Source organism: Streptomyces curacoi (genome assembly GCF_001513975.1).
Taxonomy (GTDB): Bacteria; Actinomycetota; Actinomycetes; order Streptomycetales; family Streptomycetaceae; genus Streptomyces; species Streptomyces curacoi.
In genome coordinates, this window is record NZ_KQ947998.1 from 117,864 (window position 1) to 144,155 (window position 26,292).

The window sequence follows — 26,292 nt, forward strand, 5'->3', positions numbered from 1 at the left end:
TCAGAGGGCGAGCCCGGTGAGGACCATCACCCGCTCGTAGGTGTAGTCGTCCATCGCGAACTTCACGCCCTCGCGGCCCACACCGGACTGCTTGGCGCCGCCGTACGGCATCTGGTCGGCACGGTAGGAGGGCACGTCGCCGATGACGACGCCACCTACCTCCAGGGCGCGGTGGGCGCGGAAGGCGGTCTGCAGGTCGTGGGTGAACACGCCTGCCTGGAGGCCGTACTTGGAGTCGTTGACGGCGGCGAAGGCGGCGGCCTCCCCGTCGACCTTCTGCACGGTGAGGACGGGTCCGAAGACCTCCTCGCAGGCGAGCGTGGTGCCGGCCGGGACGTCGGTGAGGACGGTCGGCGCGTAGGAGGCGCCGTCGCGCTTTCCGCCGGTGAGGAGGGCGGCACCGGCGGCCACGGCCTCGTCCACCCACGCCTCGACGCGCTTGGCGGCGTCCTCGCTGACCAGCGGCCCGACATCGGTCGCGGCATCGCTCGGGTCGCCGGTGACCTGGGCCTCGACGGCGGCGACGATGCGCGGCAGGAGCCGGTCGTACACGGACGCGTCCGCGATGACCCGCTGGACGGAGATGCAGGACTGGCCGCCCTGGTAGTTGGAGAACGTGGCGATGCGGGTCGCGGCCCAGTCGAGGTCCGCGTCGGAGGCGTAGTCGGCGAGCACGACCGCCGCGCCGTTGCCGCCCAGCTCCAGGGTGCAGTGCTTGCGCGGCACGGAGTCCATGATCGCGTAGCCGACCTTCTCGGAGCCGGTGAAGGAGATCACGGGCAGGCGCGGGTCCTGGACGAGCGCGGGCATACGGTCGTTCGGCACCGGGAGGATGCTCCAGGAGCCGGCCGGCAGCTCGGTCTCGGCGAGCAGCTCACCGATGACGAGCCCGGACAGCGGGGTGGCCGGGGCGGGCTTCAGGATGATCGGCGCGCCGGCGGCGATGGCCGGGGCGATCTTGTGGGCGCACAGGTTCAGCGGGAAGTTGAAGGGCGCGATGCCCAGCACGACGCCCTTGGGGAAGCGCCGGGTGAGGGCGAGACGGCCCTGACCGCCGAGGTCGGTGTCGAGCCGCTGGGCCTCACCGCCGTTGAACCGCCGGGCCTCCTCGGCCGCGAACCGGAAGACGGACACGGCACGGCCGACCTCCCCGCGGGCCCACTTGACGGGCTTGCCGTTCTCGGCGGAGATCAGCTGGGCGATCTCCTCGGTGCGCTCGACGAGGCGACGGCTCACATGGTCCAGGGCGGCGGCGCGGACGTGCGCCGGGGTGGCGGCGAACTCGTCCCGTACGGCGTACGCGGCGGCCACGGCCTCCTCGACCTGGGCGTCGTTCGGCATGCTCACCTTGCCGACGAGCCGGCCGTCCCACGGGGAGGTGACGTCGAAGGTGTCCTCGCCGGTGACCTGGCGGCCGGCGAGCCAGAAGGCGTGGGTGGAAGTCATGTGATTCCCGGCCCTTCCGCGTTGGGGGTGTCCTGCTGTGTCGTCGTCCACGGTAGGGGTGCGGGGGCGGAGGGGTGTTTGTCCGAGGTGTAGTGGTGGGTGCGGGAGGCACTCCGGTTTGGCGAGGTGGTGGCGCGGGTCGCGGGCTCGCGCCTGACCGCCCTGGAGCTGTCGGGCTCGGCTCCCGGCCCCGCCCGCCCGCGATCACCGGTGTCTACTCGGCCGACGTCGCCTTCAGCGCGAGCCACAGCTCCATCCGCACATCGGCATCGTCCAGCGACCGCCCCAGGATCTCCTCCACCCGCCGCATCCGATACCGCAGCGTGTGCCGGTGCACCCCCAGATCCGCGGCCGCCGCGTCCCACTGGCCGTGACGCGACAGCCAGGCCCGCAGGGAGGCCACCAGATCGCCACGCCCAGTCGCATCATGCTCGTGCAGGGCCCGCAGCAACCCGTCCGCGAACGCCTTGACCGCGTCGTCCGCGAGCAACGGCAGCACGGACCCCGCGGCCAGCTGCTCGTGCTCCACGCACACCCGCCCGCGCCGCCGAGCCACCGACAGGGCCTGTTCGGCCTGCTTGTACGCCGCCGCGGCGGCGATCGGCCCGGCCGGTGCCGACAGCCCCACGACCAGCTCGTCCTCGTCCGCGCCTGCGTGCTGCTCCCCCGCCCGCGCCGCCTCCAGCGCCGCCGCGTACTGCGCACACGCCGCCACCGCGGCGCCCCCGTCCGCGGCGAGCACCACCAGGCGGGCCGTCTCGCCCTCTCCCTCGGGCACCACGAGCACCGCCTCGCCGGCCCGAGCCGCCGCGGACTCCACGATCTCGGTGAGCGCGCCCAGCGGGTCCCCGTTCGTGCCGGAGGCGGCGGCCAGCGCCGCGGCGGACGGCTTGGTGAGCGCCACGCGCGCCCCGGAGTCCACCACCCGCGCCGCCGACACCGACCCCGCCTCGGCGACGACGACCCGGAAGGGCGCGTCCAGCAGGTCGCCGTACAGGTCCCCTGCCACGGCCCGGGCATGATCCGGTTCCCCGGCGAGCAGCATGCGCAGCACCGCCGCGCCCACCCGTTGCTCGGCCGCGTGCAGCGACCGGGACCGCTCGGTCGTCAGCGTCAGCAGGGCGATCGCCGAGTGGACGGCGTACCGCTCCGCCGTACCCGGCGCCGCCGCCGTCCCCACGGCCAGCGCCGCCCGGGGCCGCCGCCCCGTGCCCAGGGTGTGCAGCTCGACCCGGTCCTCGTGCTCCGGCCCGCCCACCACGGACGACGCCGGCGCGGGCCGCTCCCGCAGCCGCTCCACGTCCGCCGTGAGCCGTGCCGCCCGCCGCCCCGCCCACTCGGGCGCGGTCGCGACCACGGCACCGGACGCGTCGTACAGCGCCGCCCATCCGTCCACCTGCGCCGCCAGCGCGGCCAGCAGCCCTTCGGGCCCGGCGGTCAGCGCCTGCTTGGTCAGCTCGCGCTGCGCCGCGAACCCGGCCGTCACCGCCCGGTACTGGTCCGCCGCGATGGCCGCCGACACGGCCTTGCTGATGGCGAGGAAGGGAGTGCGGCGCGGCACCTCCAGCAAGGGCAGCCCCGCCTCCTGCGCCGCGTCGACCAGGGCCTGCGGGATCTCCTCGTAGTTGACGCCGACCGCGAAGCCGAGCCCGACGACGCCCGCGCCGACCAGCCGCCGCACATAGCGCCGCATCGCCTCGGGGTTCTCCGCGTCCAGCTTGAGCGCGGTGATCAGCAGCAGCTCCCCGCCCTCCATATAGGGGACGGGGTCGGCGAGCTCGCTGACGTGCGCCCAGCGCACGGGCACATCCAGACGGTCCTCGCCCGCCCGCACGGTCAGCTTCAGCGCGGAGTGGTGGACGAGCGAGGCGAGCGTGGGGGGCATGAGGCCTTCAAATCGGTGGGATCGCTGTGATTTCCGTGATCGCGGTGATCACGGTGATCATTTGTGTGATCTCTGTGATCTTTTGGCCGCCATGTATGAACGGCCTGTGCCGATTCTGCCTCACCGTACGGTCACCATGTGAGCTCATGCCCGCACGCCGCGGTCACCCCCGCAGGTCCACCAGCAACGGCGGCGCGTGCTCGCCCTTGACGCTGGTGAGCGACAGCACCGCATGCCCCGGCGGCACCCCGTGCGCCAGCTCGGACGCCGACCACCGCTCCCGTTCGACCTGGCGGACGGTGACGGCTTCCGTGGTCACCGCCTTGCCGGTCACCAGCTTGCGCAGGGCGTGCATGGCCCGGGTCATGGGCTGATCGGCGAACACGGTGTGCTGGGCGACTTCCTTGGTCTCCACCCACTCGGTGCCCCAGGCGTCCGCGAAGCGACCGCCGTCCCAGGTCGTCACTCCGGCCAGCGCCATCCGGCAGCCAACAGCCCCGTACAACGGTCCATGGAGCGCCTCGGGGACGTCGGAGACCGTGCGCAGCGCCAGCACGACACCGGCGTTGTGCGAACGCAGCCGCTGGATCCGCCGTACCGATTCGGGGGTGACGGTGCCCGTGGCGTCGTCGAGGACCAGGCCCACGAAGTGGTCGCGGGAGCCTTCCCGTACGACTGCGGTGAACTGGGCCAGCACTAGACGTGCGATCAGGCGGGATGCCTCCTCGTGCCCCCGCTCGGGCAGGTCGATGCGAACCCGCAGGGGGTGGTGGGCAACGGCGCGCAGCGAGAACGGGCGGATTGTGTCGCCGCCCGCGCCGAAGAAGTCGGCGAAGGCGGGCCGGTCCAGCAGGGCAAGCCGGCCGGCGAGCACCGGACCGGCGTCACCGGCTGTGCCGGTCTGCCGGACACGGGCCTCGAGTTCTCGGCGCATCGTCGTGTGCCGGTCGTCGGCCAGCCGCTCGCGCAGGTCGGCGAGGGCCGCCGGGTCCCCTTCCAGCAACTCCCGCAGGACGGGCAGGGCGGGGAAGCGGCCGTACGCGGCCCGGTAGGGGCCCAGGAGTTGGGCGAGGGCGGTGGCGGCGCGCTCGGCGCCGACGGTGTCGAGGTCCCCGGCCAGCGCCTCGGCGAGGAACCCGGCCGCCTCGTCCGGGTCGTCGGCGTCCGCGTACGGGTCGAGGTCATGTACGGACGAGGCGTCGCCGACGCGCACCACGACGTCGTACGACGAGTCCGCACCGACCGCCGCGCCCCGGCCGCACACCACGACGACCGCGCACCTACCGGTGAGGGCCTGGAGCGTGAGGGACTCGGCCACCGGGGCGATCACATGCCGCGTCTTGCCGGCGCCCGACGGCCCGACGACCAGCAGTGAGGTGGCCAGTGTCTCTGGTCCGAGGGCCGCGCCGACGCCACCGTAGGCCGGTGGGGTGCGCTCGGTGGCGGCCCACTGTCCGATGCGCACCTGTCCGGTGAGCAGGTCGTGCCAAGCGGCGCGGCCGTGCAAATCGCGGGCGCCGGAGGGGTGGGTGAACGCGGCGGCACCCTGACGCAGCACCGTGTCCGTGAAGTCGGCGAGTCGGCCCTGGGTCCGGGCCCTGGCCCACCCGTGCTCGATGCGGGCGCAGTCGACGTCGTTCATCCGCCCGGCGAGCACCTCGGCGGTGAGCACGTCGGCGGCTTGGTGCTGCCCGGCGTCGCGGAGGGCCGGCCACTGGGCGGGGGGGACGGGGGCTGGCCTCGCAGGCTCGTTCCTGCCGGTAGAGCGGCGGAGGGCGAGCCGCTCCTTTGCGTAGGCCCGCCAGTCGCCCATCCGGGCGAAGGGCCAGATCACGAGGAGGGTGATGGCCGTGTACAGGCTGTAGACGTACAGCGGCGACCGGAGCAGTTCATAGCTCTGAGAGAGGGCGATGGTCAGGTTGAGGAGGGGGTCGACGACCGGGACGGGGTCCCAGAATGCGCCGGGGAACGCGCTGGGGAACACGAGCGCCAACGCCAAGAGGGCCCAAATGGCAGTGAGCGCGGCACGCCGGGGCTGGGTTTTGCGGGCGAAGTAGTAGCGGAACACCCGGCCCCAACTACCGAGACGGGCCATGGCCCAGACGAGCAGGGCGAAGGAGACGCCCCGGTAGGCGATGAAGGCCTCAATGCCCCACCCACCGGGCTTGGCATTGATCTCGGTCGCGGGCTCCCACCAGTCGTCCGGTGTGACCAGCCGCAGGGGAGCCCACTGGTAGGGAATCGCACCACGCAGCCAGAAAGACCAGATGATCAGTCCGACGACCGCCGGGATCACCATGCCGACGATCGTCATCGGGCTGAGCCGCTGCTGCTCATCCGCACCCTCTGGCGGCCGATAACCCAGACGCCAAATGCCTGTACGGGTCTCGGGACGGGGCTCGTTCAGCCAGCCAGCGATTCCCGAGGGAGTCGGCTGGCCGGGGGCCTGTGTCGGCCGTGGCGGCACCGTGAGGACCTCCGGCGGCACCGCCGGACGCGGCACAGGAGTGGCATGCGTACCGCGCGCGTCCTGCGTCCCGTCGCTGTTCATCGCCCTCTTCCCCTGACCAGCCGTTCCGTCCACCGTCAGCGAGTCAATCTAACGCGCCCACATGGGGAGTTCACCGCTTACGTGGCCGACAGAGCGGACCGAGATGCTCCGGATATCGTCGGGGACTGCCCTGGACGCATGGACCCCGAGCCCGTTCCGGACGTACATCGACGAGCACGCGACCCGGCTGTGGCCGGCGGGGCCCGCGCAGGGGCCCTGTGTCGTCTCCGTCCCCGGTGGCGCCCGTCCCGTCGGCGTCGCTATGTCCACGACGGACAACCGGAACCGCTGACAACGCCCACATGGAGCATGCCCACCCCCCGCTCCCCGCCCTAGCCTGCGAGAAAAGAGAAGACAAGCGTCCGCAAAACCCCCACTCGCACAATCCCAGGAGCCCCTCATGAGCGCACTTCCGCAGGAGCGCCGCGTCGTCACCGCCATCCCCGGCCCGAAGTCGCAGGAGCTGCAGGCCCGCCGTACCGCCGCGGTCGCGCAGGGCGTGGGCTCCGTGCTGCCCGTCTTCACGGCGCGTGCGGGCGGCGGCATCATCGAGGACGTCGACGGGAACCGGCTCATCGACTTCGGCTCGGGCATCGCGGTGACGTCCGTCGGCGCGTCCGCCGAGGCCGTCGTACGCAAGGCGACCGCGCAGCTCGCCGACTTCACCCACACCTGTTTCATGGTCACGCCGTACGAGGGCTACGTCGCCGTCGCCGAGGCGCTGGCCGAGCTGACCCCCGGTGACCACGCCAAGAAGTCGGCGCTGTTCAACTCCGGCGCCGAGGCCGTCGAGAACGCCGTGAAGATCGCCCGCGCGTACACCAAGCGCCAGGCCGTCGTCGTGTTCGACCACGGCTACCACGGCCGTACGAACCTCACCATGGCGCTGACCGCCAAGAACATGCCGTACAAGCACGGCTTCGGCCCGTTCGCGCCCGAGGTCTACCGGGTGCCGGTGGCGTACGGCTACCGCTGGCCGACCGGCCCGGAGAACGCGGGTCCGGAGGCCGCCGCGCAGGCCATCGACCAGATGTCGAAGCAGGTCGGCGCGGACAACATCGCCGCGATCCTCATCGAGCCGGTCCTCGGCGAGGGCGGCTTCATCGAGCCGGCCAAGGGCTTCCTGCCGGCCATCCGTCAGTTCGCCGCCGACAACGGCATCGTCTTCGTCGCGGACGAGATCCAGTCCGGCTTCTGCCGTACGGGCCAGTGGTTCGCCTGCGAGGACGAGGGCATCGTCCCGGACCTGATCACCACCGCCAAGGGCATCGCGGGCGGTCTGCCGCTCGCCGCCGTGACCGGCCGCGCCGAGATCATGGACGCCGCGCACGCCGGTGGCCTGGGCGGCACCTACGGCGGCAACCCGGTCGCGTGTGCCGGTGCGCTGGGCTCCATCGAGACGATGAAGGAGCTCGACCTCAACACCAAGGCGAAGAACATCGAGGCGATCATGAAGGCCCGCCTCACCGCCATGGCCGAGAAGTTCGACATCGTCGGTGACATCCGGGGCCGGGGCGCGATGATCGCCATCGAGCTCGTCAAGGACCGTACGACCAAGGAGCCGAACCCGGAGGCGACCGCCGCGCTGGCCAAGGCCTGCCACTTGGAGGGCCTGCTGGTCCTGACCTGTGGCACCTACGGCAATGTGCTGCGCTTCCTGCCGCCGCTGGTCATCGGCGAGGAGCTGCTGAACGAGGGCCTCGACATCATCGAGCAGGCGTTCGCCCGCATCTGAGGTCCCAGCAAAACCACTGGTGAGGGACCGGGTGACCGTCCCGGGAACCACATGCGCCCCAGCCCTGACACCGTCCTCGGTTCCGGGGCTGGGGCGGCTGTCGTCAGAGCGTGTGAAGAAGGTGTGCGAGGTGGATGTCAGGACGCGATTCCGTCTGTCTAACGCCATCTCCCTGTCGTAGGTTCTAACCAGATGAGAGATACACCCCGCCCAGAGGGGACTCTGGGTGACATCGGGCCGAGGCCTCCCCAGCTTCGACCTGGTCGTGCCCTCGCGCACACAACTGGGGCCTCCGGCTCCGGATCTCCTCACCGATCGGACAGTCGCTCGCCCCAAACCCCCCGGGGCGTGCGACGATCCGATCCGGACGGCCGCCTCGGAACTACCCCCCCTGTTCCGGGGCGGCCGACCTCCCTCTTCCTCCTTCTCGGTCTTCCGGCCCTCCTCTTCGCCCTGATCACCTGGCAGGTCGTCGCGGACGGGCCGCTCGTGCGTGTGGACGAGCGGGTCAGCCGGGCCCTGATCCACCCGGACCGCTTCTCCGAACTCCTCGCCGACCTGGGCAATGTCCAGGTCGCGGTCCCCGTCCTCGCCGCAGTCCTGCTTCACGTCGCCTGGCGGGCCCGCCGCATTGGTAGAGACCGCTGGTGGCTGCCGGCCACCGCGGCGGCCGTGCTGATGGCACTGGTCCCGGCCCTGGTCGTCCCCCTCAAGGAACTCACCGACCGCCCGGGCACCCCGGTCATGCCCCCGGCGACCGGCTACTTCCCCTCCGGCCACACCGCCACGGCCACCGTCGCCTACGGCTCCGCGACCCTGCTCCTCCTCCCCTGGCTCCGCACCGCCTACGCCCGCCGCGAGCTCCTCATCGCCTGCCTGGTCGTCAACGCGGCCGTCGGCTTCGGCCTGATCCGCCGCGGCTACCACTGGCCCCTGGACGTCGCGGCCAGCTGGTGCCTCTGCGGCGTGCTCCTGTCCTCGCTCTGGCTGCTCCTCAGCCGAAGCAGCCGCCGAACGCCCACGGGGCCTGCTGGAAGCCGAACCGGTCCGAGTTGATCGACCACGCCATCGGGCCGCGCAGCGTGGGCCAGGTGTCATGGGGGGTGCACGACCCGCTGGGAAGGACTTGTTCGGGATGGTGGTCGAAGCTGAGGATCGGGCCCGAGTCGCAGCCCTGGGCGGGTAGGAGCGTCAGGTCGTCGCGCGGCGCGTGGCCGACCGGGCGGCAGGCCCTTGCCCTTGAGGTCTGGCCGCCCCACTTGCCGGTGTCGTAGCACTGGTGGCCGAGCTGGACGAAGAACGTCTCCGTCGCGGCCCGCCGCGAAACCGCCGTTCTTCGCGAGGTCCGCGTCCGCCGCACGGGCGGCCGGCGAGCGTGCGGTGGCGCCGGGCCGGGTCAGGGCCGCGGTGGTCAGGAGGGCGAGGGGGCTGGGGCGAACCGTAAGTGCCTCCAGGGGTGGGGGAACCGGAGGGTGGAGCTGCCCGGCGTTTGGTGCAGGCCAGTCTCCCTCGTCGAAGGTTTCCGCAGGCTAGCTCTCCTCCTCCCGGGCCAGTCCCGCCGCCGCCTCGTGCATGGCGAGTTCGAGGAGGGCGGGGTCGGTGAGGGTGCCGGTGCCGTCCGGGGGGATCAGCCAGCGGATGCCCCCTGTGGAGCGGCCCGGGTACGGCACGACGATCCAGGTGCCGGCTCCGGCCGTACGGATGCCGGTGCCGAGCCAGCGGGCGGCCGTGCCGGGCGGCACGAAGAAGCCCATGCGCGCGTCGCCGAAGTCGACCAGGACGGGGCCGAGTTGATCGATGATGCGGGTGAGGACGTCGAGGGTCGGGTAGCCGAGCTCGCCCGGCAGGATGAGTACGTCCCACGCCTTGCCGGCGGGCAGCAGCGCGACCCCGAGGGGGTTGCGCTCCCACTCCCAGCGGCAGGCTTCGGGATCCGGAGCAGCGGATGCCAGCCACTCGACCGCCGTCTTCGCCCCTGTCATGACGGTGACCTCCCTTTCTCACTGGACGCTGGTCGCGTCACGAGGGAGAGGGAGGTCACCGGTCGGGCATTACGCGGGTTTTCGCCACCAATTCGAAGTGAGCTGAGTCACATTCAGCTGTCGAAGCCGAGGCCCAGCCTGTCCATCGTCCTCAGCCACAGGTTGCGGCGGCCGGCGTGCGCATCGGCCCGGGCCAGCGACCACTTGGTGAGCGCGATGCCGGTCCAGGCGAAGGGCTCCGGCGGGAAGGGCAGCGGCTTCTTGCGGACCATCGCGAGCTGGGTGCGCTCGGTGCGCTCCCCCGCCAGCAGGTCCAGCATCACGTCCGCGCCGAACCGGGTCGCACCGACGCCGAGACCCGTGAAGCCGGCCGCGTACGCCACCTTGCCCTGGTGGGCCGTGCCGAAGAACGCCGAGAAGCGCGAGCAGGTGTCGATCGCGCCGCCCCAGGCGTGGCTGAAGCGGACGCCCTCCAGCTGCGGGAAGCAGGTGAAGAAGTGCCCGGCGAGCTTGGCGTACGTCTCCGGGCGGTCGTCGTACTCGGCGCGGACCCGGCCGCCGTACGGGTAGATCGCGTCGTAGCCGCCCCAGAGGATGCGGTTGTCGGCGGAGAGGCGGAAGTAGTGGAACTGGTTCGCCGAGTCGCCGAGGCCCTGGCGGTTCTGCCAGCCGATCGACGCGAGCTGGTCCGCGGTGAGTGGCTCGGTCATCAGGGCGTAGTCGTAGACGGGGACGGTGTAGGCGCGCACGCGCCTGACCAGGCTCGGGAAGATGTTCGTGCCGAGGGCGACCTTGCGGGCGCGGACCTGGCCGTAGGGGGTGCGTACGGCCATCCCGGCGCCGTACGGCTTCAGGGTGAGGGCGGGGGTGTGCTCGTAGAGGCGGACGCCGAGGCGCAGGCACGCCCGCTTCAGGCCCCACGCCAGTTTGGCCGGGTTGACCAGGGCCACGCCGCGGCGGTCGTAGAGGCCGGCCTCGAACGTCGGTGAGTCGACCTGTGCCCGCACCGCTTCCGCGTCGAGGAACTCCATGCCGTCGGCGAGGCCCCGGCGCTCCATCTCCTCGTACCAGTCGCGCAGTTCCCACGCCTGGTAGGTCTCGGTGGCGACGTCGATCTCGCCGGTGCGCTCGAAGTCGCAGTCGAGGGAGTAGCGGGCGACCGCCTTCTCGATCTCGTCGAGGTTGCGGGCGCCCAGCTCCTGAAGCTTGTGGATCTCGTCCGGCCAGCGGGTGAGCCCGTTGGGCAGACCGTGGGTGAGGGAGGCGGCGCAGAAGCCGCCGTTGCGGCCCGAGGCGGCCCAGCCCACCTCGCGGCCTTCGAGCAGCACCACGTCCCGCTGCGGGTCGCGCTCCTTGGCGAGGAGCGCGGTCCACAGTCCGCTGTAGCCGCCGCCGACGACCAGCAGGTCACAGGTCTCGGCGGTGGTCAGGGCGGGTTCGGGGCGGGGCCTGCCGGGGTCGTCCAGCCAGTACGGGACCGGCTGGGCTTCAGAGAGTGCCTTCGTCCAACTGTTCATGGCGCTTGGGGCCATGATTTCAACTCCCTACAGGGGCTTATGCCTTCTGCTTGTTTCTGCGGTTTCCGATGACCATGGAGGCCAGGACGAGCAGTACGGCGACGACGAACATGGCCGTACCGATGACATTGATCTGGACCGGCGTGCCGCGCTGTGCCGAACCCCAGACGAACATCGGGAAGGTGACGGTGGAGCCCGCGTTGAAATTGGTGATGATGAAATCGTCGAAGGAGAGCGCGAACGCGAGCAGCGCGCCCGCCGCGATTCCGGGGGCGGCGATCGGCAGGGTGACCCGGAGGAACGTCTGGAACGGGCCGGCGTACAGGTCCTGGGCGGCCTGCTCCAGCCTCGGGTCCATCGACATCACGCGCGCCTTCACCGCCGTCACGACGAAGCTGAGGCAGAACATGATGTGGGCGATGAGGACCGTCCAGAAGCCCAGCTGCGCGCCCATGTTGAGGAACAGGGTGAGCAGCGAGGCCGCCATGACGACCTCGGGCATCGCCATCGGCAGGAAGATCAGCGAGTTCACCGCGCCCCGCGCGCGGAAGCGGTAGCGGACCAGCGCGAAGGCGATCATCGTGCCGAGGAGCGTGGCGCCGAGCGTCGCCCAGAACGCGATCTGGAGGCTGACCGACAGCGAGCCGCACAGATCGGAGACGCCGCACGGGTCCTTCCACGCGGCCGTGGAGAACTCCTGCCACTCGTAGTTGAAGCGCCCCTTCGGCTGGTTGAAGGAGAAGACCGTCACGACGATGTTCGGCAGGAGGAGATAAGCGAGCGTCAGCAGTCCCGCGATGACGACGAGATTGCGCTTGAGCCAGTTGACGAAGGTCATTTAAACCAGATCCTCCGTGCCGGACTTGCGGATGTAGACCGTCACCATGACGAGGATGGCGGCCATGAGGATGAAGGAGAGGGCAGCGGCCGTCGGATAGTCCAGAATGCGCAGGAACTGCGACTGGATGACGTTGCCGACCATGCGGGTGTCGGTGGAACCGAGCAGATCGGCGTTGACGTAGTCACCGGCGGCCGGGATGAAGGTCAGCAGCGTGCCGGAGACGACGCCCGGCATCGACAGCGGGAAGGTGACCTTCCGGAAGGTCACCCAGGGCTTCGCGTACAGATCGCCCGCCGCCTCGTGCAGCCTGCCGTCGATGCGCTCCAGCGAGGTGTAGAGCGGCAGGATCATGAACGGCAGGAAGTTGTACGTCAGACCGCACACCACCGCGAGCGGCGTGGCCAGCACGCGGTCGCCCTCGGTCATGCCGAGCCAGCCGGTGACGTCCAGGACATGCAGCGTGTTGAGGGCGCCGACGACCGGGCCGCCGTCCGCGAGGATCGTCTTCCAGGCGAGGGTGCGGATCAGGAAGCTGGTGAAGAACGGCGCGATCACCAGGATCATGATCAGATTCCGCCAGCGGCCCGCGCGGAAGGCGATGAGGTAGGCGAGCGGGTAGCCGAGGATCAGGCACAGGATCGTCGCCGAGCCCGCGTAGAGCACCGAGCGCAGGAACTGCGGGTAGTACTCGGACAGGGCGTCCCAGTAGGTGGCGAAGTGCCAGGTGACCTTGTAGCCCTCCTCCAGGGAGCCCGTCTGCACGGACGTGGAGGCCTGGTAGATCATCGGCAGCGCGAAGAAGACCAGCAGCCAGAGGATGCCGGGCAGGAGCAGCCAGTAGGGCACCAGCCGGCCGCGTCTGCGCGGAGGCTTCTTCTCGGGGGCCGTCGGGGTCAGAGGCGGTGGCGCCTCGGTGAGCGTCGACATCAGGAGGCCGCCCCTTCGTCGACACCGGCGTCGATGTCCTGAGCCGCGTCCAGGCCGAAGGTGTGGGCCGGGTTCCAGTGCAGGACGACGTCGGCGCCGGGCACCAGCCGGGGATCGCGGTCGATGTTCTGGGCGTAGACCTCGAAGTCGGGGCAGACCGGGCTGTCGACGACGTACTGCGTGGAGACGCCGATGAAGGAGGAGTCGGCGATCTTGCCGGTGATCCGGTTGCGGCCCTCCGGGATCTCGCCCGCCTCGTCCGCGTGCGTGAGGGAGATCTTCTCCGGGCGCACACCGACGAGCACCTTGCCGCCGGTCGACGTGGGCGCGCCGCACCGCGCCCCGGGCAGGACGAGCTTGCCGCCGCCCGCCTTCAGCACGATGTCGTCGCCGCTCCTGGCGTCGACCTCGGCCTCGATGAAGTTCGAGGTGCCGAGGAAGTTGGCGACGAACGTGGTGCGCGGGTTCTCGTAGAGGTCGGTCGGCGAGCCGAGCTGTTCGACGCGGCCCGCGTTCATCACGGCGACCGTGTCGGCCATCGTCATGGCCTCCTCCTGGTCGTGCGTGACATGGATGAAGGTGATGCCGACCTCGGTCTGGATGCGCTTGAGCTCCAGCTGCATCTGGCGGCGCAGCTTCAGGTCGAGGGCGCCGAGGGGCTCGTCGAGGAGGAGCACCTTCGGGTGGTTGATGAGGGCCCGGGCCACGGCCACCCGCTGCTGCTGACCACCCGACAGCTGGTGCGGCTTCTTGCGCGCCTGCTCGCCGAGCTGGACGAGGTCGAGCATCTCCTCGACCTGCTTCTTCACGCTCTTGATGCCGCGGCGGCGCAGGCCGAAGGCGACGTTCTCGAAGATGTCGAGGTGCGGGAAGAGGGCGTACGACTGGAAGACGGTGTTCACCGGCCGCTTGTACGGCGGCAGGGCCGTCACGTCCTGGTCGCCGAGGTGGACGGTGCCGCCGGTGGGCTCCTCCAGGCCGGCGATCATGCGCAGGGTGGTGGTCTTGCCGCAGCCCGAGGCGCCGAGCAGGGCGAAGAAGGAGCCCTGGGGCACGGTCAGGTCGAGCGGGTGTACGGCGGTGAAGGAGCCGTAGGTCTTGGTGATGCCGGAGAGGCGGACGTCGCCGCTGGTGTCGTTCGTCATTGGTGTCACGCCCCTGTGAGCTTCGCGAACTTCTCTTCGTAGGCCGTCTCTTCCTTCGAGCTCAGTGAGCGGAAGGCGCGGGACTTGGCCTGCATGGCCTTGTCGGGGAGGATCAGCGGGTTGTTCGCCGCGTCCTCGTCGATCTTCGCAAGCTCTTCCTTCACGCCGTCGACGGGACAGACGTAGTTGATGTAGGCGGCGAGCTCGGCGGCGGCCTTCGGCTCGAAGTAGTAGTCGATGAGCCGCTCGGCGTTCGTCTTGTGACGGGCCTTGTTGGGGATGAGCAGGTTGTCGCTGGACGTCATGTAACCGCTGTCCGGGATCAGGAAGTCGATGTCCGGGCTGTCGGCCTTGAGCTGGACGACGTCACCGGCCCAGGCGAGGCAGGCCGCGAAGTCTCCGCTGGTGAGGTCGGAGGTGTAGTCGTTGCCGGTGAACCGGCGGATCTGCTTCCTGTCGACGGCCTTCTGGAGGCGGGTGATCGCCGCGTCGTAGTCGTCGTCGGTGAACCTGGCGGGGTCCTTGCCCATGTCGAGCAGGGTCATCCCGATGGTGTCGCGCATCTCGGTGAGGAGGCCGACGCGGCCCTTGAGCTTGGGGTTGTCGAGCAGGTCGGAGACCGTCTTCACCTCGACGCCGTCGAGCGCCTTCTTGTTGTAGGCGATGACGGTCGAGATGCCCTGCCAGGGGTACGAGTACGCCCGTCCCGGGTCCCAGTCGGGGCTGCGGAACTGCTCCGACAGGTTGGCGAAGGCGTGCGGCAGGTTGGACGGGTCCAGTTTCTGGACCCACCCCAGGCGGATCAGGCGGCCGGCCAGCCAGTCGGTGAGGACGATGATGTCGCGCCCGGTGTCCTGACCGGCGGCCAGCTGCGGCTTGATCTTCCCGAAGAACTCGTTGTTGTCGTTGATGTCCTCGGTGTACTTGACCTTGATGCCGGTCCGCTTGGTGAACGTCTCCAGCGTCGGGTTACGCTTCCCGCTGTCGTCGACGTCCATGTACTCGGTCCAGTTGGAGAAGTTGACCACCTTCTCCTCGGCCGAGTGGTCCTCGGCGGACGTGCCGCCCTCGGTCTTGCCGGCCGCGGGGATCCCGCAGGCGCTGAGCGTTCCCAGTCCGCCCAGCGCGAGCGCGCCGCCCGCGGAGGCGCGCAGCAGGGAACGCCGAGTCATGGCGGCCCGGCCGCTCAGCAGGCTGCGCCGCATGGCGGCCACTTGGGCCGGGGACAGGCGGTCGGGCTCGTACTGCTCCATGCGCGTGGTGCCCTTTCGGGAGAGATCGGAAGGGAGGGGAGGCCGGTCGTGGGTCGGGCGGCCGGCTGCTCCCCCTGATCTGGCTATCGGTCCCCGAAGATCGTGCGGTGCCAGTCCTTCCCGGCCACCGCCGTGTTGTCGAACATGACGTGCTTGATCTGCGTGTACTCCTCGAAGGAGTACGCGGACATGTCCTTGCCGAAGCCGGACGCCTTGTAGCCGCCGTGCGGCATCTCGCTGATGATCGGGATGTGGTCGTTGACCCACACACAGCCCGCCTTGATCTCGCGGGTGGCGCGGTTCGCCCGGTAGACGTCGCGGCTCCAGGCGGAGGCGGCGAGCCCGTACGGGGTGTCGTTGGCGAGCCGGATCCCCTCGTCGTCGCCGTCGAAGGGCAGGACGACCAGGACCGGTCCGAAGATCTCGGACTGGACGATCTCGCTGTCCTGCGGGGCGTCGGCGACGAGGGTGGGCCGGTAGTAGGCGCCGTTCTCCAGTTCGCCCCGCGGCGCCTCGCCACCGGTCACCACGCGCGCGTAGGCACGCGCACGGTCGACGAACCCGGCGACGCGGTCGCGCTGGGCGTGGGAGATCAGCGGCCCGAGGTCGGTGCCCGGCGCGAACGGATCACCGAGCCGGACGGTCTCCATGAGGGCGGCCGTCTGCTCCACGAAGGCCTCGTAGAGCGGCCGTTGCACGTACGCGCGCGTGGCGGCCGTGCAGTCCTGCCCGGTGTTGATGAGCGCGCCGGCGACGGCGCCGTGGACGGCGGCTTCGAGGTCGGCGTCGTCGAACACGACGAACGGCGCCTTGCCGCCCAGCTCCAGATGGATCCGCTTCACGGTGCCGGTGGCGATCTCGGCGACGCGCTTGCCGACGGCGGTGGAGCCGGTGAAGGAGGTCATCGCGACGTCGGGGTGGCCGACGAGGTGCTCACCGGCTTCCTTCCCGGTCCCGGTGACGATGTTGACGACCCCGTCGGGGATCCCGGCGTCGGTGGCGGCCTGCGCGAAGAGCAGCGAGGTCAGGGGCGTGAGCTCGGCGGGCTTGAGCACGATGGTGTTGCCCGCGGCGATCGCCGGGAGGATCTTCCAGGCGGCCATCTGGAGGGGGTAGTTCCAGGGGGCGATGGAGCCGACGACGCCGATGGGTTCGCGGCGGACGTAGGAGGTGTGGTCGCCGGAGTACTCCCCCGCGGACTGCCCTTGCAGATGGCGGGCGGCACCGGCGAAGAAGGCCGTGTTGTCGATGGTGCCCGGCACATCGAACTCACGGGTCAGCTTCAGCGGCTTCCCGCACTGCAGGGACTCGGCGCGGGCGAGCTCCTCGGCGCGTTCGGCGAGGACGGCGGCGAAGCGGTGCAGGGCGTCGGCGCGCTCGCCCGGGGTGGCGGCGGCCCAGCCGGGAAAGGCCTCGCGCGCGGCGGCGACGGCGGCGTCGACGTCATCGGTGCCGGCGAGGTCGTACGTGTACACCTCCTCGCCGGTGGCAGGGTCGACGACGGCGTGGGTGCGGCCCGAGGTCCCCTTCGCCGGGCGGCCCGCGATGTACTGCGCGCCGTCGGTGAAGCGGTCCTGGGCCGGGAATCGTTCCGGGGTGGCGGTGCCCGGGTTGTGCATGTCGCTCTCCTCCGTGTCCCCGCGAGGGGCCGGCGTGGCTCAGGCTCGATTTGAGTGCCGATCCTGACAGAGCAGGGCGGCTCCAACAAGTGATTCCGTTGTTGCCTTTTGATTACGCGACGGAATCTGTACACGAGGTGTCGAGTGGGCCGGAAAAACGGGGGACGGATTGTCGGTGGTGCGTGCCATGCTCAAAGGCATGGCGAAGATCGATTCTTGGGATCTCCTGGTCAGGGAGGTCCGTGCGGGGGCAAGGGTCAAGTATCTGCACTTCTGGGGGCACCGGCCACGGCCCGACGGTCGGGTGAGCGCGAGCTGTCTGAGCCAGTGGTGGCCGTCGCCCTTCACGGTGGACGGCGTGGCGTACGCGACCGCCGAGCACTGGATGATGGCCGAGAAGGCACGGCTGTTCGGTGACGCGGAGGCGGAGCGGCGGGTGCTGGACGCCGGGCATCCGGCCGCGGCGAAGAAGGCCGGGCGGCTGGTGCGGGGGTTCGACGAGGCGAGATGGGAGCGGGAGCGGTTCCGGATCGTGGTGGAGGGGTCCGTCCACAAGTTCGGCGCGCATGCGGATCTGCGGGAGTTTCTGCTGGGGACGGGGGATCGGGTGCTGGTGGAGGCCAGTCCGGTGGACCGGGTGTGGGGATCGGGTTGGCGGCGGGTGACGAGGGGGCCGGGGATCCGGAGCGGTGGCGGGGGCCGAATCTGTTGGGGTTCGCGTTGATGGAGGCGCGGGAGCGGTTGCGGGGGTAGGGCGTTTCTCGCCCCCGCCGCCCCTACCCTTCCCGTCCCTGGGGGCCTGCGGCCCCCAGACCCCCACTTCGGCCCTGAACGGGCCTCGTCCTCAAACTCCCCCAAGCTCTTCGAGCAGGGGGTACCCCCAGACAGGCTGAGAACCTCGACGCCGGGCGGGGGTGGAACATCCCGGCGGTTCCTACGACGTCGCTATCAGGAACGCCAGCATCACCAGCCCGAGGACAACACCCGCCGCCCCGCAGATGACCCCGGCCAGCGCCTGCCCCGCGTTCGTCGCCTCCCCCCGCCGCGCCTTGCCCCGCCCGATCGTGCCGAAGATCAGGGCCAGCACACCGAGGATGATGGCCACCGGCCACAGACAGAAGATCACGGCGGAGATGATCCCGAGCACGAGCCCGGCCGTCCCGAGCCCGTTGCTCGGCATGGCCTGCACTCCGGGCCAGCCGTAGTAGCCCGCGGCGCTCGGGCCCGGCGGGTAGCCATGGCCGCCGGGATAGCCGTACGGAACCTGGCCGGGGCCGTCGGGCGCGATGGGCGGCGGGGGCACGGGCTCGTCGTGAGCGGCGTAGGGGCGGCCGGCCATGACCGGGGGCGCGAAGGGGTTGACCGGCGAGCCGGGCGGCGGGAAGGGACCGGCCGTCGGACCGGGCGGCGCGAAGGGGTTGGCCGGCGCGCCGTCCGACGGCGGCGCGGCGCCCGGCCCGGCCGACGGGTTCACCCACGACGGCGGCGCCGGCACGGCGTCCCGTGTCTCGGGCGGCACGCCCATGGGCGGCAGGGACGTGACCGTCTGCTGGTCGTGCACGGACGGGGCGGGCCAGGCCGGCGGTTCGTGCGAGACGAGGGTGTGCCCAGGCCCCCCGGGCACGGCGCCAGGCACCTGCGCCCCAGCCCCCGCGGTCGGCGTCGCCCACGGATCCGGCTCCGGACGGGACTCCGGGCTGCCCGGCCCCACACCACCCCGGCCCGCCGTACCACTCAGGCTCGCCGCACCCGGCTTGCCCAAGGACAGCTTCTCGTCCGGCGAAGCCGATCCCCCTGCGGCCGCATCGCCAGGCACTCCCGGCGCATCCGGCGCATCCGGCGCTTCCGGCGCTTCCGGCGCTTCCGGCGTCTGCGCGTCGTCGGACATGCGCACGATCCCCCCTGTTGTACGTGCCGTCATGCTAAGGCCCCGGCAAACGCCGACGAGGCCCGGCCTACGATGATCCCCGAGTCACCGATCAGCCGATCACCCGCGTCCCGCCGGCCACACACCCGGCCGGAGACGCCGTTCCCGGGGAGGAACCTTGACCGACCGTCTCGTCGACGCCCGCGCCCCGCGCGATCTGCACGCGTTCATCGCCGGACTGCCCAAGGCCGAACTGCACGTCCACCACGCCGGCTCCGCCTCCCCGCGCATCGTCTCGGAACTCGCCGCCCGTCACCCCGACTCCAAGGTCCCCACCGACCCGGAGGCCCTGGCGGACTACTTCACGTTCACGGACTTCGCCCACTTCATCGAGGTGTACCTGTCCGTCGTGGACCTGATCCGCACCCCGGAGGACGTACGGCTGCTGACGTACGAGGTGGCCCGTGACCTGGCCCGGCAGCAGGTGCGCTACGCCGAGCTGACCATCACCCCGTTCTCCTCCACCCGCCGCGGCATCGACGAGCGGGCCTTCATGGACGCGATCGAGGACGCCCGCAAGGCGGCCGAGGCCGAGTTCGGGACCGTACTGCGCTGGTGCTTCGACATCCCCGGCGAGGCCGGCCTGGAGTCCGCCGAGGAGACCGCGCGGCTCGCCACCGACGACCGGCTGCGCCCGGAGGGCCTGGTCTCCTTCGGGCTCGGCGGGCCCGAGATCGGCGTCCCGAGGCCGCAGTTCAAGCCGTACTTCGACCGGGCGATCGACGCCGGACTGCACTCCGTGCCGCACGCCGGTGAGACCACCGGGCCGGAGACGGTCTGGGACGCCCTGACCCACCTGCGCGCCGAGCGCATCGGGCACGGCACGAGTTCCGCGCGGGACCCGAAGCTGCTCGCGCACCTCGCCGAGCACCGGATCCCGCTGGAGGTGTGCCCGACCTCCAACATCGCCACGCGCGCGGTCCGCACGATCGACGAGCACCCGGTCAAGGAGTTCGCCAGGGCCGGGATCATCGTCACCGTCAACTCCGACGACCCGCCCATGTTCGGCACCGACCTCAACAACGAGTACGCGGTCGCCGCGCGCCTGCTCGACCTCGACGAGCGGGGCCTGGCCGACCTCGCCAAGAACGCCGTGACCGCCTCCTTCCTCGACGATGCGGGCAAGGCCCGGATCAAGGCCGAGATCGACACGTACACGACCGACTGGCTCACCCCCTGACCCTCCCCGCACCCGGCACAGGCCCCGCCCCACCACAATGTCCCCATGCAGAACGTGACCGCCGTCGCCCACCGAGGCGACCCCTACCGCGTCCGCGAGAACACGCTCGACTCGCTGCGCTCCGCGCTCCGGCTGGGCGCGGACGCGCTGGAGATCGACGTACGGCTCACCAGGGACGGTGTGCCGGTGCTGCTGCACGACGAGACGCTCAAGCGGCTGTGGGAGCAGGACCGGCCGCTGCTCGCGCTGTCCGCGGCCGAGGTACGGGGGCTCACGGCGGGCGGGGTGCCGACGCTGGAGGAGGCGCTGACGGCCTGTGACGGCAGCCGGGTGATGCTCGACCTGCCGGGCACGCCCGAGGTGCGGGCGGCGCGCCGGGTCGTGGACGTGGTGCGCGCCTGCGGGGCCCAGGACCGCGTGTACTACTGCGCGGGCCCCACGGCCATGCTCGCCGTGCGCGCCGCCGACCCGACCGCCGAGATCGCCCTGACCTGGACGACGCTGGCGCCGCCGCGCCCCGCCCTGCTGGACGCGGTACGTCCGCGCTGGCTCAACTACCGCTTCGGCCTGGTCAGCCACGCCCTCGCCGAGCGCGTCCACCGCGACGGCCACCTGCTGTCCGTCTGGACCCCGGACACCCGGCGCTCCATGCGCCGCCTGCTGGACCTGGGCGTCGACTCGATCACGACCAACCGCGTCGACGTACTGTGCGCCCTGCGCGGGAGCGACTCCCGGGACCGCTACACCCGGGAGCGTTGAGGCACGGTCGCCGGATCGGCCGGTGTCCCGCGGGTGACGTACTGCGGGACCGGTGCGGTGTCGTTGCCGGTGTCGCGGACCAGGCCGTAGCGGATCGCGCCCCGGTCGGGGCCGTGGCGGACGTCCTCGTTCGCCGCCTCCCAGGTCGACGGGAAGACGGTCAGGCCGTAGTCGCAGCCGCGTTCGTTCTGGGTGAGGGTGACCGTGCCGTCGAGGTAGAAGTACTCGTTCTGCCACATCTGCTGGGTGCCGTTCGGCAGCACCGCGTAGCCGATCTCGGGGCCGCCCATGCCGGTGACGTAGCCGCGGTCGGAACCGTCCCCGACGACGTCGTCCATGCGGCGGCCACCGCCGGAGGCGACGTGGAAGATCTTGCCCTTCAGGCCGGTCCAGGCCGGCATGACCAGCGCGCCGGGCCGTGAGTGCGGCGAGATCTGCCAGCGCACCAGGACATAGCCCTGGCCGCTGAGCGTCACGCTGTCGCCGCGGTGCTGCATCACGGCCTGCCGGCCGCCGGTGCTGGTGATGCCGGACTCGGGGCGCTGCGGGAGGGCCGCGGGCCGGGCGTCGGGGTCGGGAGCCTGGTCGACGGCGTCGACGACCGTGCCGTACAGCTCGACCTTCCGCGTCCGCGACGGCGACGGTGAGGGCGTGGCCGACGGGGTCACGGACGGCGTGGGCGCCGGTGGGCGGAACGTGCTCGACGCCGTGGGAGCGGCCGCGCGCGGCGGGGCGTCCGGGGTCTGGGTGACGACGTACGCGCCGCCCGCCACGATCGTCGCCCCGGCCGTCACCGCCACGGCGGGCTGGGTGATCGCGGCCATCACCTTGGCGGACCAGCCGACGGAGGTCGTCGTGGCCGTGGCCGCGACCGCCGTCTTGCCGCCGAGGGCCAGCGACAGCGTGAAGCCGACCGGGATCGGGACGAGCGCGATACCGACGAGGAGCCGCTCCGCCGGTACGACGGACTCGCGGGTGTCACCGCAGTACCCGCAGCCCCTGATGTGCCGGGCCAGCCGCTTGCGCCAGACGGAGTCGGGGCGGCCGTTCCAGCGGGCGGTCAGTTCGCGCAGGCCGGGGCAGGCGCCGTCCAGCGCCCGCACGATGCCGCGCGCGGTCTCCAGCCGTTCCTTCACGCGCTGGACGCGTACCGCGGCGTGCTGCCGGCTGATCCCGGCCGCGGCGGCGAGTTCCCGCCGGGTCAGCTCGCCCGCGACCTCCAGCCACCACAGCGACAGCAGCTGCCGGTCCTCGTCGTCCAGCCAGCGCACCGCCTCCGCGACCTCGCGCCGCTGGCCCTCCAACTGCAGCCGCAGCACGGTTAGTTCGGCGAAGTCGGTGGCCTCGTGCGCGGCGGACTCGTCGAGCTGGGCGGGCCGCTTGCGGCGGGCCCGGTCCCGGATCTGCCGCATGGCGATCGCGACGAGCCAGGAGCGGAAGCTGTCGGGGTCCCGCAGCGAGCCGAGGTTGTCGACGGCGCGCAGCATGGTTTCCTGCACGACGTCGTCGACGTCGGCATGGCCGTTCAGGGCGCGTCCCACCACGTTGTAGACCAGCGGCAGCCAGCCCTCGACCAGCTCGTCCAGCGCCTGCCGGTCACCGGCCTGCGCCGCCGCGATGGTGGAGCGCCACTGCCGGCCGGCTCCCTCGTCCACGTACGTCCTCTCCCGGATCACTTGCTGCCCGTACGCACCTTCTCAGCCCGACCTGTGCGTTTACCTATGTCGGAGATCACATTCCGCTTCGTGGACGGGCGGGACATGGGGCGGCTCCCGGGCGTGGGGGATGGGGGATGCGGGACGCGAGTGGAGACGCGGTGAAGAGCGGGGCGATAACACTTTTTCGGCGAGCGGCGGCGAAGACCGTCCCCGGCCGGGGGCCCGTAAGGGCGATCCCTTACAAACCCCTTGATCTGTAAGGCACTTGCTCCGGGATTCCCCAGGGTCGAAGGCCCTCCGCACCGACGATCCGTCCGGGGCCGTACGGCCGGACGATGATCACGAACCTTCCACCGACCCAGGAGCAGCACATGCCCGTACGCCCGCTTCCCGCCCTCCTCACCTCCGCGCTCGCCCTGACCCTGGCCGCAGTGCCACTGGCCGGGACGGCGACCGCGCGGCCGGCGGCGGCGTCGTGTTCCGCGCAGGCGATCGAGACCGCTCCGGCGGACGGCCCCGACGTCAAGGCCCTGTGCGCCGCGCTGAAGGGGCTGCCCGACAGGGATGCCACGGCCGCGCTGATCCGCGTCGGCGGCAAGGGGAGCTGGCACGGGGTGGCCGGGGTGCGGGACATGAGAACGGGGGCGCCGGCGCTGGAGAACGCCCGCTTCCGGGCCGGTTCGACGACGAAGGTCGTGACCGCGGCGATCGTGCTGCAACTCGCCGCCGAGAAGCGGATCTCGCTCGACGGCACGGTGCAGGAGTATCTGCCGGGCCTGCTCACCGAGGAGTTTCAGCCCGTCGAAGTGAGGCAGTTGCTGAATTTCACCAGCGGTCTGCAGCCGGGCAAGTCCCTCGGCGACAGCACCGAGGACATGTACCCCCACCGCTTCGAGACCCTGACGCCCGCCGAGGTCGTCGCCGCGTCAGTGGCCAAGGGCCCCGACCGCCAGTACGCACCCGGCGAGCGACAGGACTACGGCAACATCCACTACACCGTGCTCGGCATGCTGATCGAGAAGGTCACCGGCGACTCGTACGCCCACCAGGCCGCCGTACGGATCTTCCGGCCGCTCGGCATGCGGCACACCTGCTTCCCCGCCGGCCCCGACCCGCTCGTCCACGGTCCACACAACCGCGGGTACGACTGGATCGACGGCAAGCTGGTGGACGTGACCGAGTGGAACATGTCCGACCGGTGGGCGGCCGGCGACATGATCTCGACGACCGCGGACCTCGAACGGCTGCTGGTGGGCGTGTTCAGCGGGCGGATCGTGCCGGAGCCGCAGCTGAAGGAGATGTTCGCGGTGCCGGCCGCGGTCGACGCCACGATGGGCGCGCCGTTCTCGCGGGTCGAGGTGAACGGCCGGACCGTCTGGGGCAAGACGGGATCCCGCCCCGGCTACCACACGATCCTCGCGGCCACCCGCGACCTCTCCCGGACCGTCGTCTACTCCGTCAACTCGACGGACGCGAGGGGCGACGGCCTGGCCATCGCCCAGCGTTTCGCCTTCCCCGCGTTCAACCGCTGACGGCGACGGCGGCCGGATGCGCCGCGGGCGCCGTGAGTGCCTCCAGCCGCTTGATCCTCTGGCGCACGACATACAGCGGAACCACGCCGAACACGCCGAACGACATGTCGATCACCGACCACCAGAAGGGAATGCCGCGGATCGGCCCGCAGATGAGGGCGAGCGGGATGATCCCGGCACAGGCGATCATCCCGAACTCGACGACCCAGATGTTGCGGACGGGGTCGCGGTAGGGGCCGTAGAAGGCGACCGCGATGACGAGATGGGCGAAGGCCAGCCAGTCCGTGCCGTAGAGGAGGAACGGGTAGTCGGCGTCCGCGGCGTCCAGTCCGCGCCGCACTCGCTCGATCCAGTCCATCAGGCCCGGGAGGTGCTCCGGCACGGACAGGGCACGCAACAGGTCCTCGGTCCAGCGCAGTTCGTGGACGAGGGGGAAGGCCGTGGCGCCGCTGAGCACCAGGCAGACGACGAAGAAGGCCAGCCAGACGCGGATGCCCTTGAGCAGGGCGGCTCTGTCGCTCATGGGGGTAGCGTACGCCTGGAGTTGAACACGTTCAAAACAGGTTTGCGCGTGCCGGACCCCCCGACCTGACCGCGGTCATTCAGCCCGTAACACGCCGGCCCTACGATGTCCGCGGCGAAGGGAGCCTTCATGGGCCTGGACTTGAGCGAGCGGGCCTACCGGGGCCAGCGGTGGGCGGCGCGTACGGCGTTGGCCGCGGCGGGGCTCGCGGTGCTCGTGCCGCTCGCCCACGGCGGGGTCGGCGGCGTCCTGCTGCTCGTCGCCGGGGCGGCGGGCCTGGGGCTCAGCGCGGTCGCCGTGTGGTGGACGCTGACCCTGCGCGGACGGCTGCGCTGGGCCGCGGCCGTCGTGGCCGTGACGGTGCCGACCGCTCTCGTCGCCCTGTTCGCGGCCACCCTCTTCTGGGCGCTGCTGGTGTCCGTGGGGCTGTGGGCGGTGGCCGTCTGGAGCGGCCGGTACGCGCTGCGGGGCACGGGCGGCACCCGAGTGCGGGTGATGCGGGAGCGCAGGACACCGCCGCCGAGCCGCCCCTTCCTGATCATGAACCCCCGCTCGGGCGGCGGGAAGGTGGTCCGCTTCGCGCTCAAGGAGAAGGCCGAACAGCTCGGCGCACGGGTGGTCCTGCTCGACCCGGATCAGCACCAGGACGTCACCGTGCTGGCCCGCAAGGCCGTGGCGGAGGGCGCGGACCTGCTGGGCGTCGCGGGCGGCGACGGCACCCAGGCACTGGTCGCGGCCGTAGCCGCCGAGCACGACATCCCGTTCCTGGTGATCAGCGCCGGCACCCGCAATCACTTCGCCATGGACCTCGGCCTGGACCGCGACGATCCCGCCACCTGCCTCGACGCCCTCACCGACGGTGTGGAGCTCCGCGTCGACCTCGGTTTCGCCGGCGACCGGCCCTTCGTCAACAACGCCTCCTTCGGGGCGTATGCGGCCATAGTCCAGAGCCCCGGCTACCGCGACGACAAGATCGGCACCAGCCTGGAACTGCTGCCCGACCTGCTCACCCGCCAGCAGGGCCCGCGGCTGACCGCCCGCGCGGCGGGCACGACCCTCACCGCTCCGCATGCCGTGCTGGTCAGCAACAACCCCTACCGCACGGACGACCCCTTCGGACTCGGCCGCCGCGACCGCCTCGACGCCGGGGTCCTCGGCGTCCTCGGCATCAGGGTGGACAGCGCCGCGGAGGCCGCCGCACTGCTCCTCGACCCCGCGCCGGGCGGCCTCACCAACGTCACCGCGCCCGAGGTGGTCGTCGAGGCGGACCGCGCGGAGATCGAGGCCGGGATCGACGGCGAGGCCCTCGTCCTGCCCGCCCCGGTCCACTGCCGCATCGCACCCGGCGCCCTGCGCGTCCGTGTCCCCCGCAGGCGCCCCGGCGTCCCGCAGCGCGGGCCACGCCTGGACTGGCGCCGGCTGCGCAAGCTGGCGGCGACGGTGGGGCGGACGGCGGTGCTCCGCCGGGGCCCGTTCTTCTAAGGCCGCTGACCTGCCTTTTTCCACGACGGAACGGCACCGCTGAAGGCCGTCGCGGCGTCCATGTTCCCGCTGTCGGCCCGCGATTCCGCCGTCGCCGCCGACACCGGACCGCTTGTCGATACGTCATGACAAAGCTATTGACATCACCTGCGGGGCGTTCAATAGTACGGACAACTAGAGCGCGCTAGTAACGCGCTCTAGTCACCTGCCGAGCAGCGCACACCCCTTGGCTGCACAGACAAATCTCTCCGCCGCACACGGCGTCCCGAGCCGCTCGCCCGCCTCGCCAGGCCGGGCGGGGGCCTTCGTCAAGGCCGGACCCCATTCCCA

20 protein-coding genes and 1 pseudogene are annotated in these 26,292 nt (G+C 71.3%); 7 read left to right on the forward strand and 14 right to left on the reverse strand.

The window, feature by feature from the left end; translation table 11 throughout:
* The 3 genes from AQI70_RS35465 to AQI70_RS35475 form a co-directional block, all read right to left on the reverse strand.
* Positions 1-1,446, reverse strand: coding sequence for an aldehyde dehydrogenase family protein (locus tag AQI70_RS35465; protein WP_062156552.1), 1,446 nt, complete (start codon positions 1,444-1,446; stop codon positions 1-3).
* A gap of 214 nt (positions 1,447-1,660) precedes the next feature.
* Positions 1,661-3,331, reverse strand: a complete 1,671-nt coding sequence (locus AQI70_RS35470) for a PucR family transcriptional regulator (protein ID WP_062156553.1) — start codon at positions 3,329-3,331, stop codon at positions 1,661-1,663.
* A 163-nt stretch (positions 3,332-3,494) separates the two neighbouring features.
* On the reverse strand, positions 3,495-5,882 hold the full coding sequence (locus AQI70_RS35475; protein WP_062156554.1) for a type IV secretory system conjugative DNA transfer family protein: 2,388 nt from the start codon (positions 5,880-5,882) through the stop codon (positions 3,495-3,497).
* 400 nt (positions 5,883-6,282) lie between these two features.
* On the opposite strand from AQI70_RS35475, the gene gabT reads away from it, so the two are divergent.
* Together gabT and AQI70_RS35490 are read left to right on the forward strand one after the other, a co-directional pair.
* Positions 6,283-7,617 (forward strand): 4-aminobutyrate--2-oxoglutarate transaminase, encoded by a 1,335-nt coding sequence (gene gabT, locus AQI70_RS35485; RefSeq protein ID WP_062156556.1) that lies wholly within the window; start codon positions 6,283-6,285, stop codon positions 7,615-7,617.
* 222 nt (positions 7,618-7,839) lie between these two features.
* A complete protein-coding gene (locus AQI70_RS35490; RefSeq protein ID WP_063801659.1) occupies positions 7,840-8,673 on the forward strand; it encodes a phosphatase PAP2 family protein in 834 nt (277 codons plus the stop codon).
* Here AQI70_RS35490 and AQI70_RS35495 read toward each other — a convergent pair.
* The 8 genes from AQI70_RS35495 to AQI70_RS35530 all read right to left on the reverse strand — a co-directional run bounded on the left by AQI70_RS35495 (position 8,612) and on the right by AQI70_RS35530 (position 16,901).
* The gene (locus AQI70_RS35495) at positions 8,612-8,977 is read right to left on the reverse strand and encodes a hypothetical protein (RefSeq protein WP_062156558.1); all 366 of its coding nucleotides are present in this window, start codon (positions 8,975-8,977) and stop codon (positions 8,612-8,614) included. The two genes, AQI70_RS35490 and AQI70_RS35495, sit on opposite strands and share 62 nt — an antisense overlap.
* A gap of 169 nt (positions 8,978-9,146) precedes the next feature.
* Positions 9,147-9,599, reverse strand: coding sequence for a bifunctional DNA primase/polymerase (locus AQI70_RS35500; RefSeq protein ID WP_062156559.1), 453 nt, complete (start codon positions 9,597-9,599; stop codon positions 9,147-9,149).
* A gap of 113 nt (positions 9,600-9,712) precedes the next feature.
* A complete protein-coding gene (locus AQI70_RS35505; RefSeq protein WP_062156560.1) occupies positions 9,713-11,131 on the reverse strand; it encodes an NAD(P)/FAD-dependent oxidoreductase in 1,419 nt (472 codons plus the stop codon).
* 22 nt (positions 11,132-11,153) lie between these two features.
* Positions 11,154-11,954: an ABC transporter permease gene (locus AQI70_RS35510; RefSeq protein ID WP_062156561.1), complete on the reverse strand. Its 801-nt coding sequence runs from the start codon at positions 11,952-11,954 to the stop codon at positions 11,154-11,156.
* Entirely contained in the window at positions 11,955-12,884 is a 930-nt protein-coding gene (locus tag AQI70_RS35515; protein ID WP_062156562.1) for an ABC transporter permease, read from the reverse strand.
* Positions 12,884-14,029 carry an ABC transporter ATP-binding protein gene (locus tag AQI70_RS35520; protein WP_062156563.1) on the reverse strand — a complete coding sequence of 382 codons (1,146 nt, stop codon included), beginning with the start codon at positions 14,027-14,029 and terminating at the stop codon, positions 12,884-12,886. The genes AQI70_RS35515 and AQI70_RS35520 overlap by 1 nt, the downstream gene beginning before the upstream one ends.
* A 5-nt stretch (positions 14,030-14,034) precedes the next feature.
* Positions 14,035-15,282 (reverse strand): ABC transporter substrate-binding protein, encoded by a 1,248-nt coding sequence (locus AQI70_RS35525; RefSeq protein WP_062156564.1) that lies wholly within the window; start codon positions 15,280-15,282, stop codon positions 14,035-14,037.
* Between the two features lie 83 nt (positions 15,283-15,365).
* Positions 15,366-16,901, reverse strand: a complete 1,536-nt coding sequence (locus tag AQI70_RS35530) for a gamma-aminobutyraldehyde dehydrogenase (protein WP_062156565.1) — start codon at positions 16,899-16,901, stop codon at positions 15,366-15,368.
* 187 nt (positions 16,902-17,088) lie between these two features.
* Here AQI70_RS35530 and AQI70_RS35535 point away from each other — a divergent pair.
* Positions 17,089-17,654, forward strand: a pseudogene (locus AQI70_RS35535) (NADAR family protein).
* A gap of 181 nt (positions 17,655-17,835) precedes the next feature.
* Here AQI70_RS35535 and AQI70_RS40500 read toward each other — a convergent pair.
* Positions 17,836-18,525, reverse strand: a complete 690-nt coding sequence (locus AQI70_RS40500; RefSeq protein ID WP_244181975.1) for a DUF4190 domain-containing protein — start codon at positions 18,523-18,525, stop codon at positions 17,836-17,838.
* A 421-nt stretch (positions 18,526-18,946) separates the two neighbouring features.
* Here AQI70_RS40500 and AQI70_RS35545 point away from each other — a divergent pair, with 421 nt between their 5' ends.
* Entirely contained in the window at positions 18,947-20,008 is a 1,062-nt protein-coding gene (locus AQI70_RS35545) for an adenosine deaminase (RefSeq protein ID WP_062156566.1), read from the forward strand.
* 45 nt (positions 20,009-20,053) lie between these two features.
* Positions 20,054-20,767, forward strand: a complete 714-nt coding sequence (locus tag AQI70_RS35550; protein ID WP_062156567.1) for a glycerophosphodiester phosphodiesterase — start codon at positions 20,054-20,056, stop codon at positions 20,765-20,767.
* Here the strand turns inward: AQI70_RS35550 and AQI70_RS35555 are convergent.
* Entirely contained in the window at positions 20,749-22,422 is a 1,674-nt protein-coding gene (locus AQI70_RS35555) for a sigma-70 family RNA polymerase sigma factor (RefSeq protein ID WP_244181977.1), read from the reverse strand. The genes AQI70_RS35550 and AQI70_RS35555 overlap by 19 nt on opposite strands.
* A gap of 374 nt (positions 22,423-22,796) precedes the next feature.
* Between AQI70_RS35555 and AQI70_RS35560 the strand changes: the two genes are divergently transcribed.
* Positions 22,797-23,957 carry a serine hydrolase domain-containing protein gene (locus AQI70_RS35560; protein ID WP_062156569.1) on the forward strand — a complete coding sequence of 387 codons (1,161 nt, stop codon included), beginning with the start codon at positions 22,797-22,799 and terminating at the stop codon, positions 23,955-23,957.
* Here AQI70_RS35560 and AQI70_RS35565 read toward each other — a convergent pair.
* Positions 23,947-24,480 carry a hypothetical protein gene (locus tag AQI70_RS35565; protein ID WP_062156570.1) on the reverse strand — a complete coding sequence of 178 codons (534 nt, stop codon included), beginning with the start codon at positions 24,478-24,480 and terminating at the stop codon, positions 23,947-23,949. The genes AQI70_RS35560 and AQI70_RS35565 overlap by 11 nt on opposite strands.
* Positions 24,481-24,609: 129 nt before the next feature.
* Between AQI70_RS35565 and AQI70_RS35570 the strand changes: the two genes are divergently transcribed.
* Positions 24,610-25,962, forward strand: coding sequence for a diacylglycerol/lipid kinase family protein (locus AQI70_RS35570; RefSeq protein ID WP_062156571.1), 1,353 nt, complete (start codon positions 24,610-24,612; stop codon positions 25,960-25,962).
* Positions 25,963-26,292 lie beyond the last annotated feature (330 nt).

Bases quoted from the DNA above. Each gene is read 5' to 3' on its own strand.
- gabT (WP_062156556.1), top strand. From the start codon at position 6,283: ATGAGCGCACTTCCGCAGGAGCGCCGCGTCGTCACCGCCATCCCCGGC.
- AQI70_RS35570 (WP_062156571.1), top strand. From the start codon at position 24,610: ATGGGCCTGGACTTGAGCGAGCGGGCCTACCGGGGCCAGCGGTGGGCG.
- AQI70_RS35565 (WP_062156570.1), bottom strand. From the start codon at position 24,480: ATGAGCGACAGAGCCGCCCTGCTCAAGGGCATCCGCGTCTGGCTGGCC.
- AQI70_RS35500 (WP_062156559.1), bottom strand. From the start codon at position 9,599: ATGACAGGGGCGAAGACGGCGGTCGAGTGGCTGGCATCCGCTGCTCCG.
- AQI70_RS35475 (WP_062156554.1), bottom strand. From the start codon at position 5,882: ATGAACAGCGACGGGACGCAGGACGCGCGCGGTACGCATGCCACTCCT.
- AQI70_RS35515 (WP_062156562.1), bottom strand. From the start codon at position 12,884: ATGTCGACGCTCACCGAGGCGCCACCGCCTCTGACCCCGACGGCCCCC.
- AQI70_RS35550 (WP_062156567.1), top strand. From the start codon at position 20,054: ATGCAGAACGTGACCGCCGTCGCCCACCGAGGCGACCCCTACCGCGTC.
- AQI70_RS35525 (WP_062156564.1), bottom strand. From the start codon at position 15,282: ATGGAGCAGTACGAGCCCGACCGCCTGTCCCCGGCCCAAGTGGCCGCC.
- AQI70_RS35505 (WP_062156560.1), bottom strand. From the start codon at position 11,131: ATGGCCCCAAGCGCCATGAACAGTTGGACGAAGGCACTCTCTGAAGCC.
- AQI70_RS35510 (WP_062156561.1), bottom strand. From the start codon at position 11,954: ATGACCTTCGTCAACTGGCTCAAGCGCAATCTCGTCGTCATCGCGGGA.
- AQI70_RS35470 (WP_062156553.1), bottom strand. From the start codon at position 3,331: ATGCCCCCCACGCTCGCCTCGCTCGTCCACCACTCCGCGCTGAAGCTG.
- AQI70_RS35560 (WP_062156569.1), top strand. From the start codon at position 22,797: ATGCCCGTACGCCCGCTTCCCGCCCTCCTCACCTCCGCGCTCGCCCTG.
- AQI70_RS35530 (WP_062156565.1), bottom strand. From the start codon at position 16,901: ATGCACAACCCGGGCACCGCCACCCCGGAACGATTCCCGGCCCAGGAC.
- AQI70_RS35520 (WP_062156563.1), bottom strand. From the start codon at position 14,029: ATGACGAACGACACCAGCGGCGACGTCCGCCTCTCCGGCATCACCAAG.
- AQI70_RS35465 (WP_062156552.1), bottom strand. From the start codon at position 1,446: ATGACTTCCACCCACGCCTTCTGGCTCGCCGGCCGCCAGGTCACCGGC.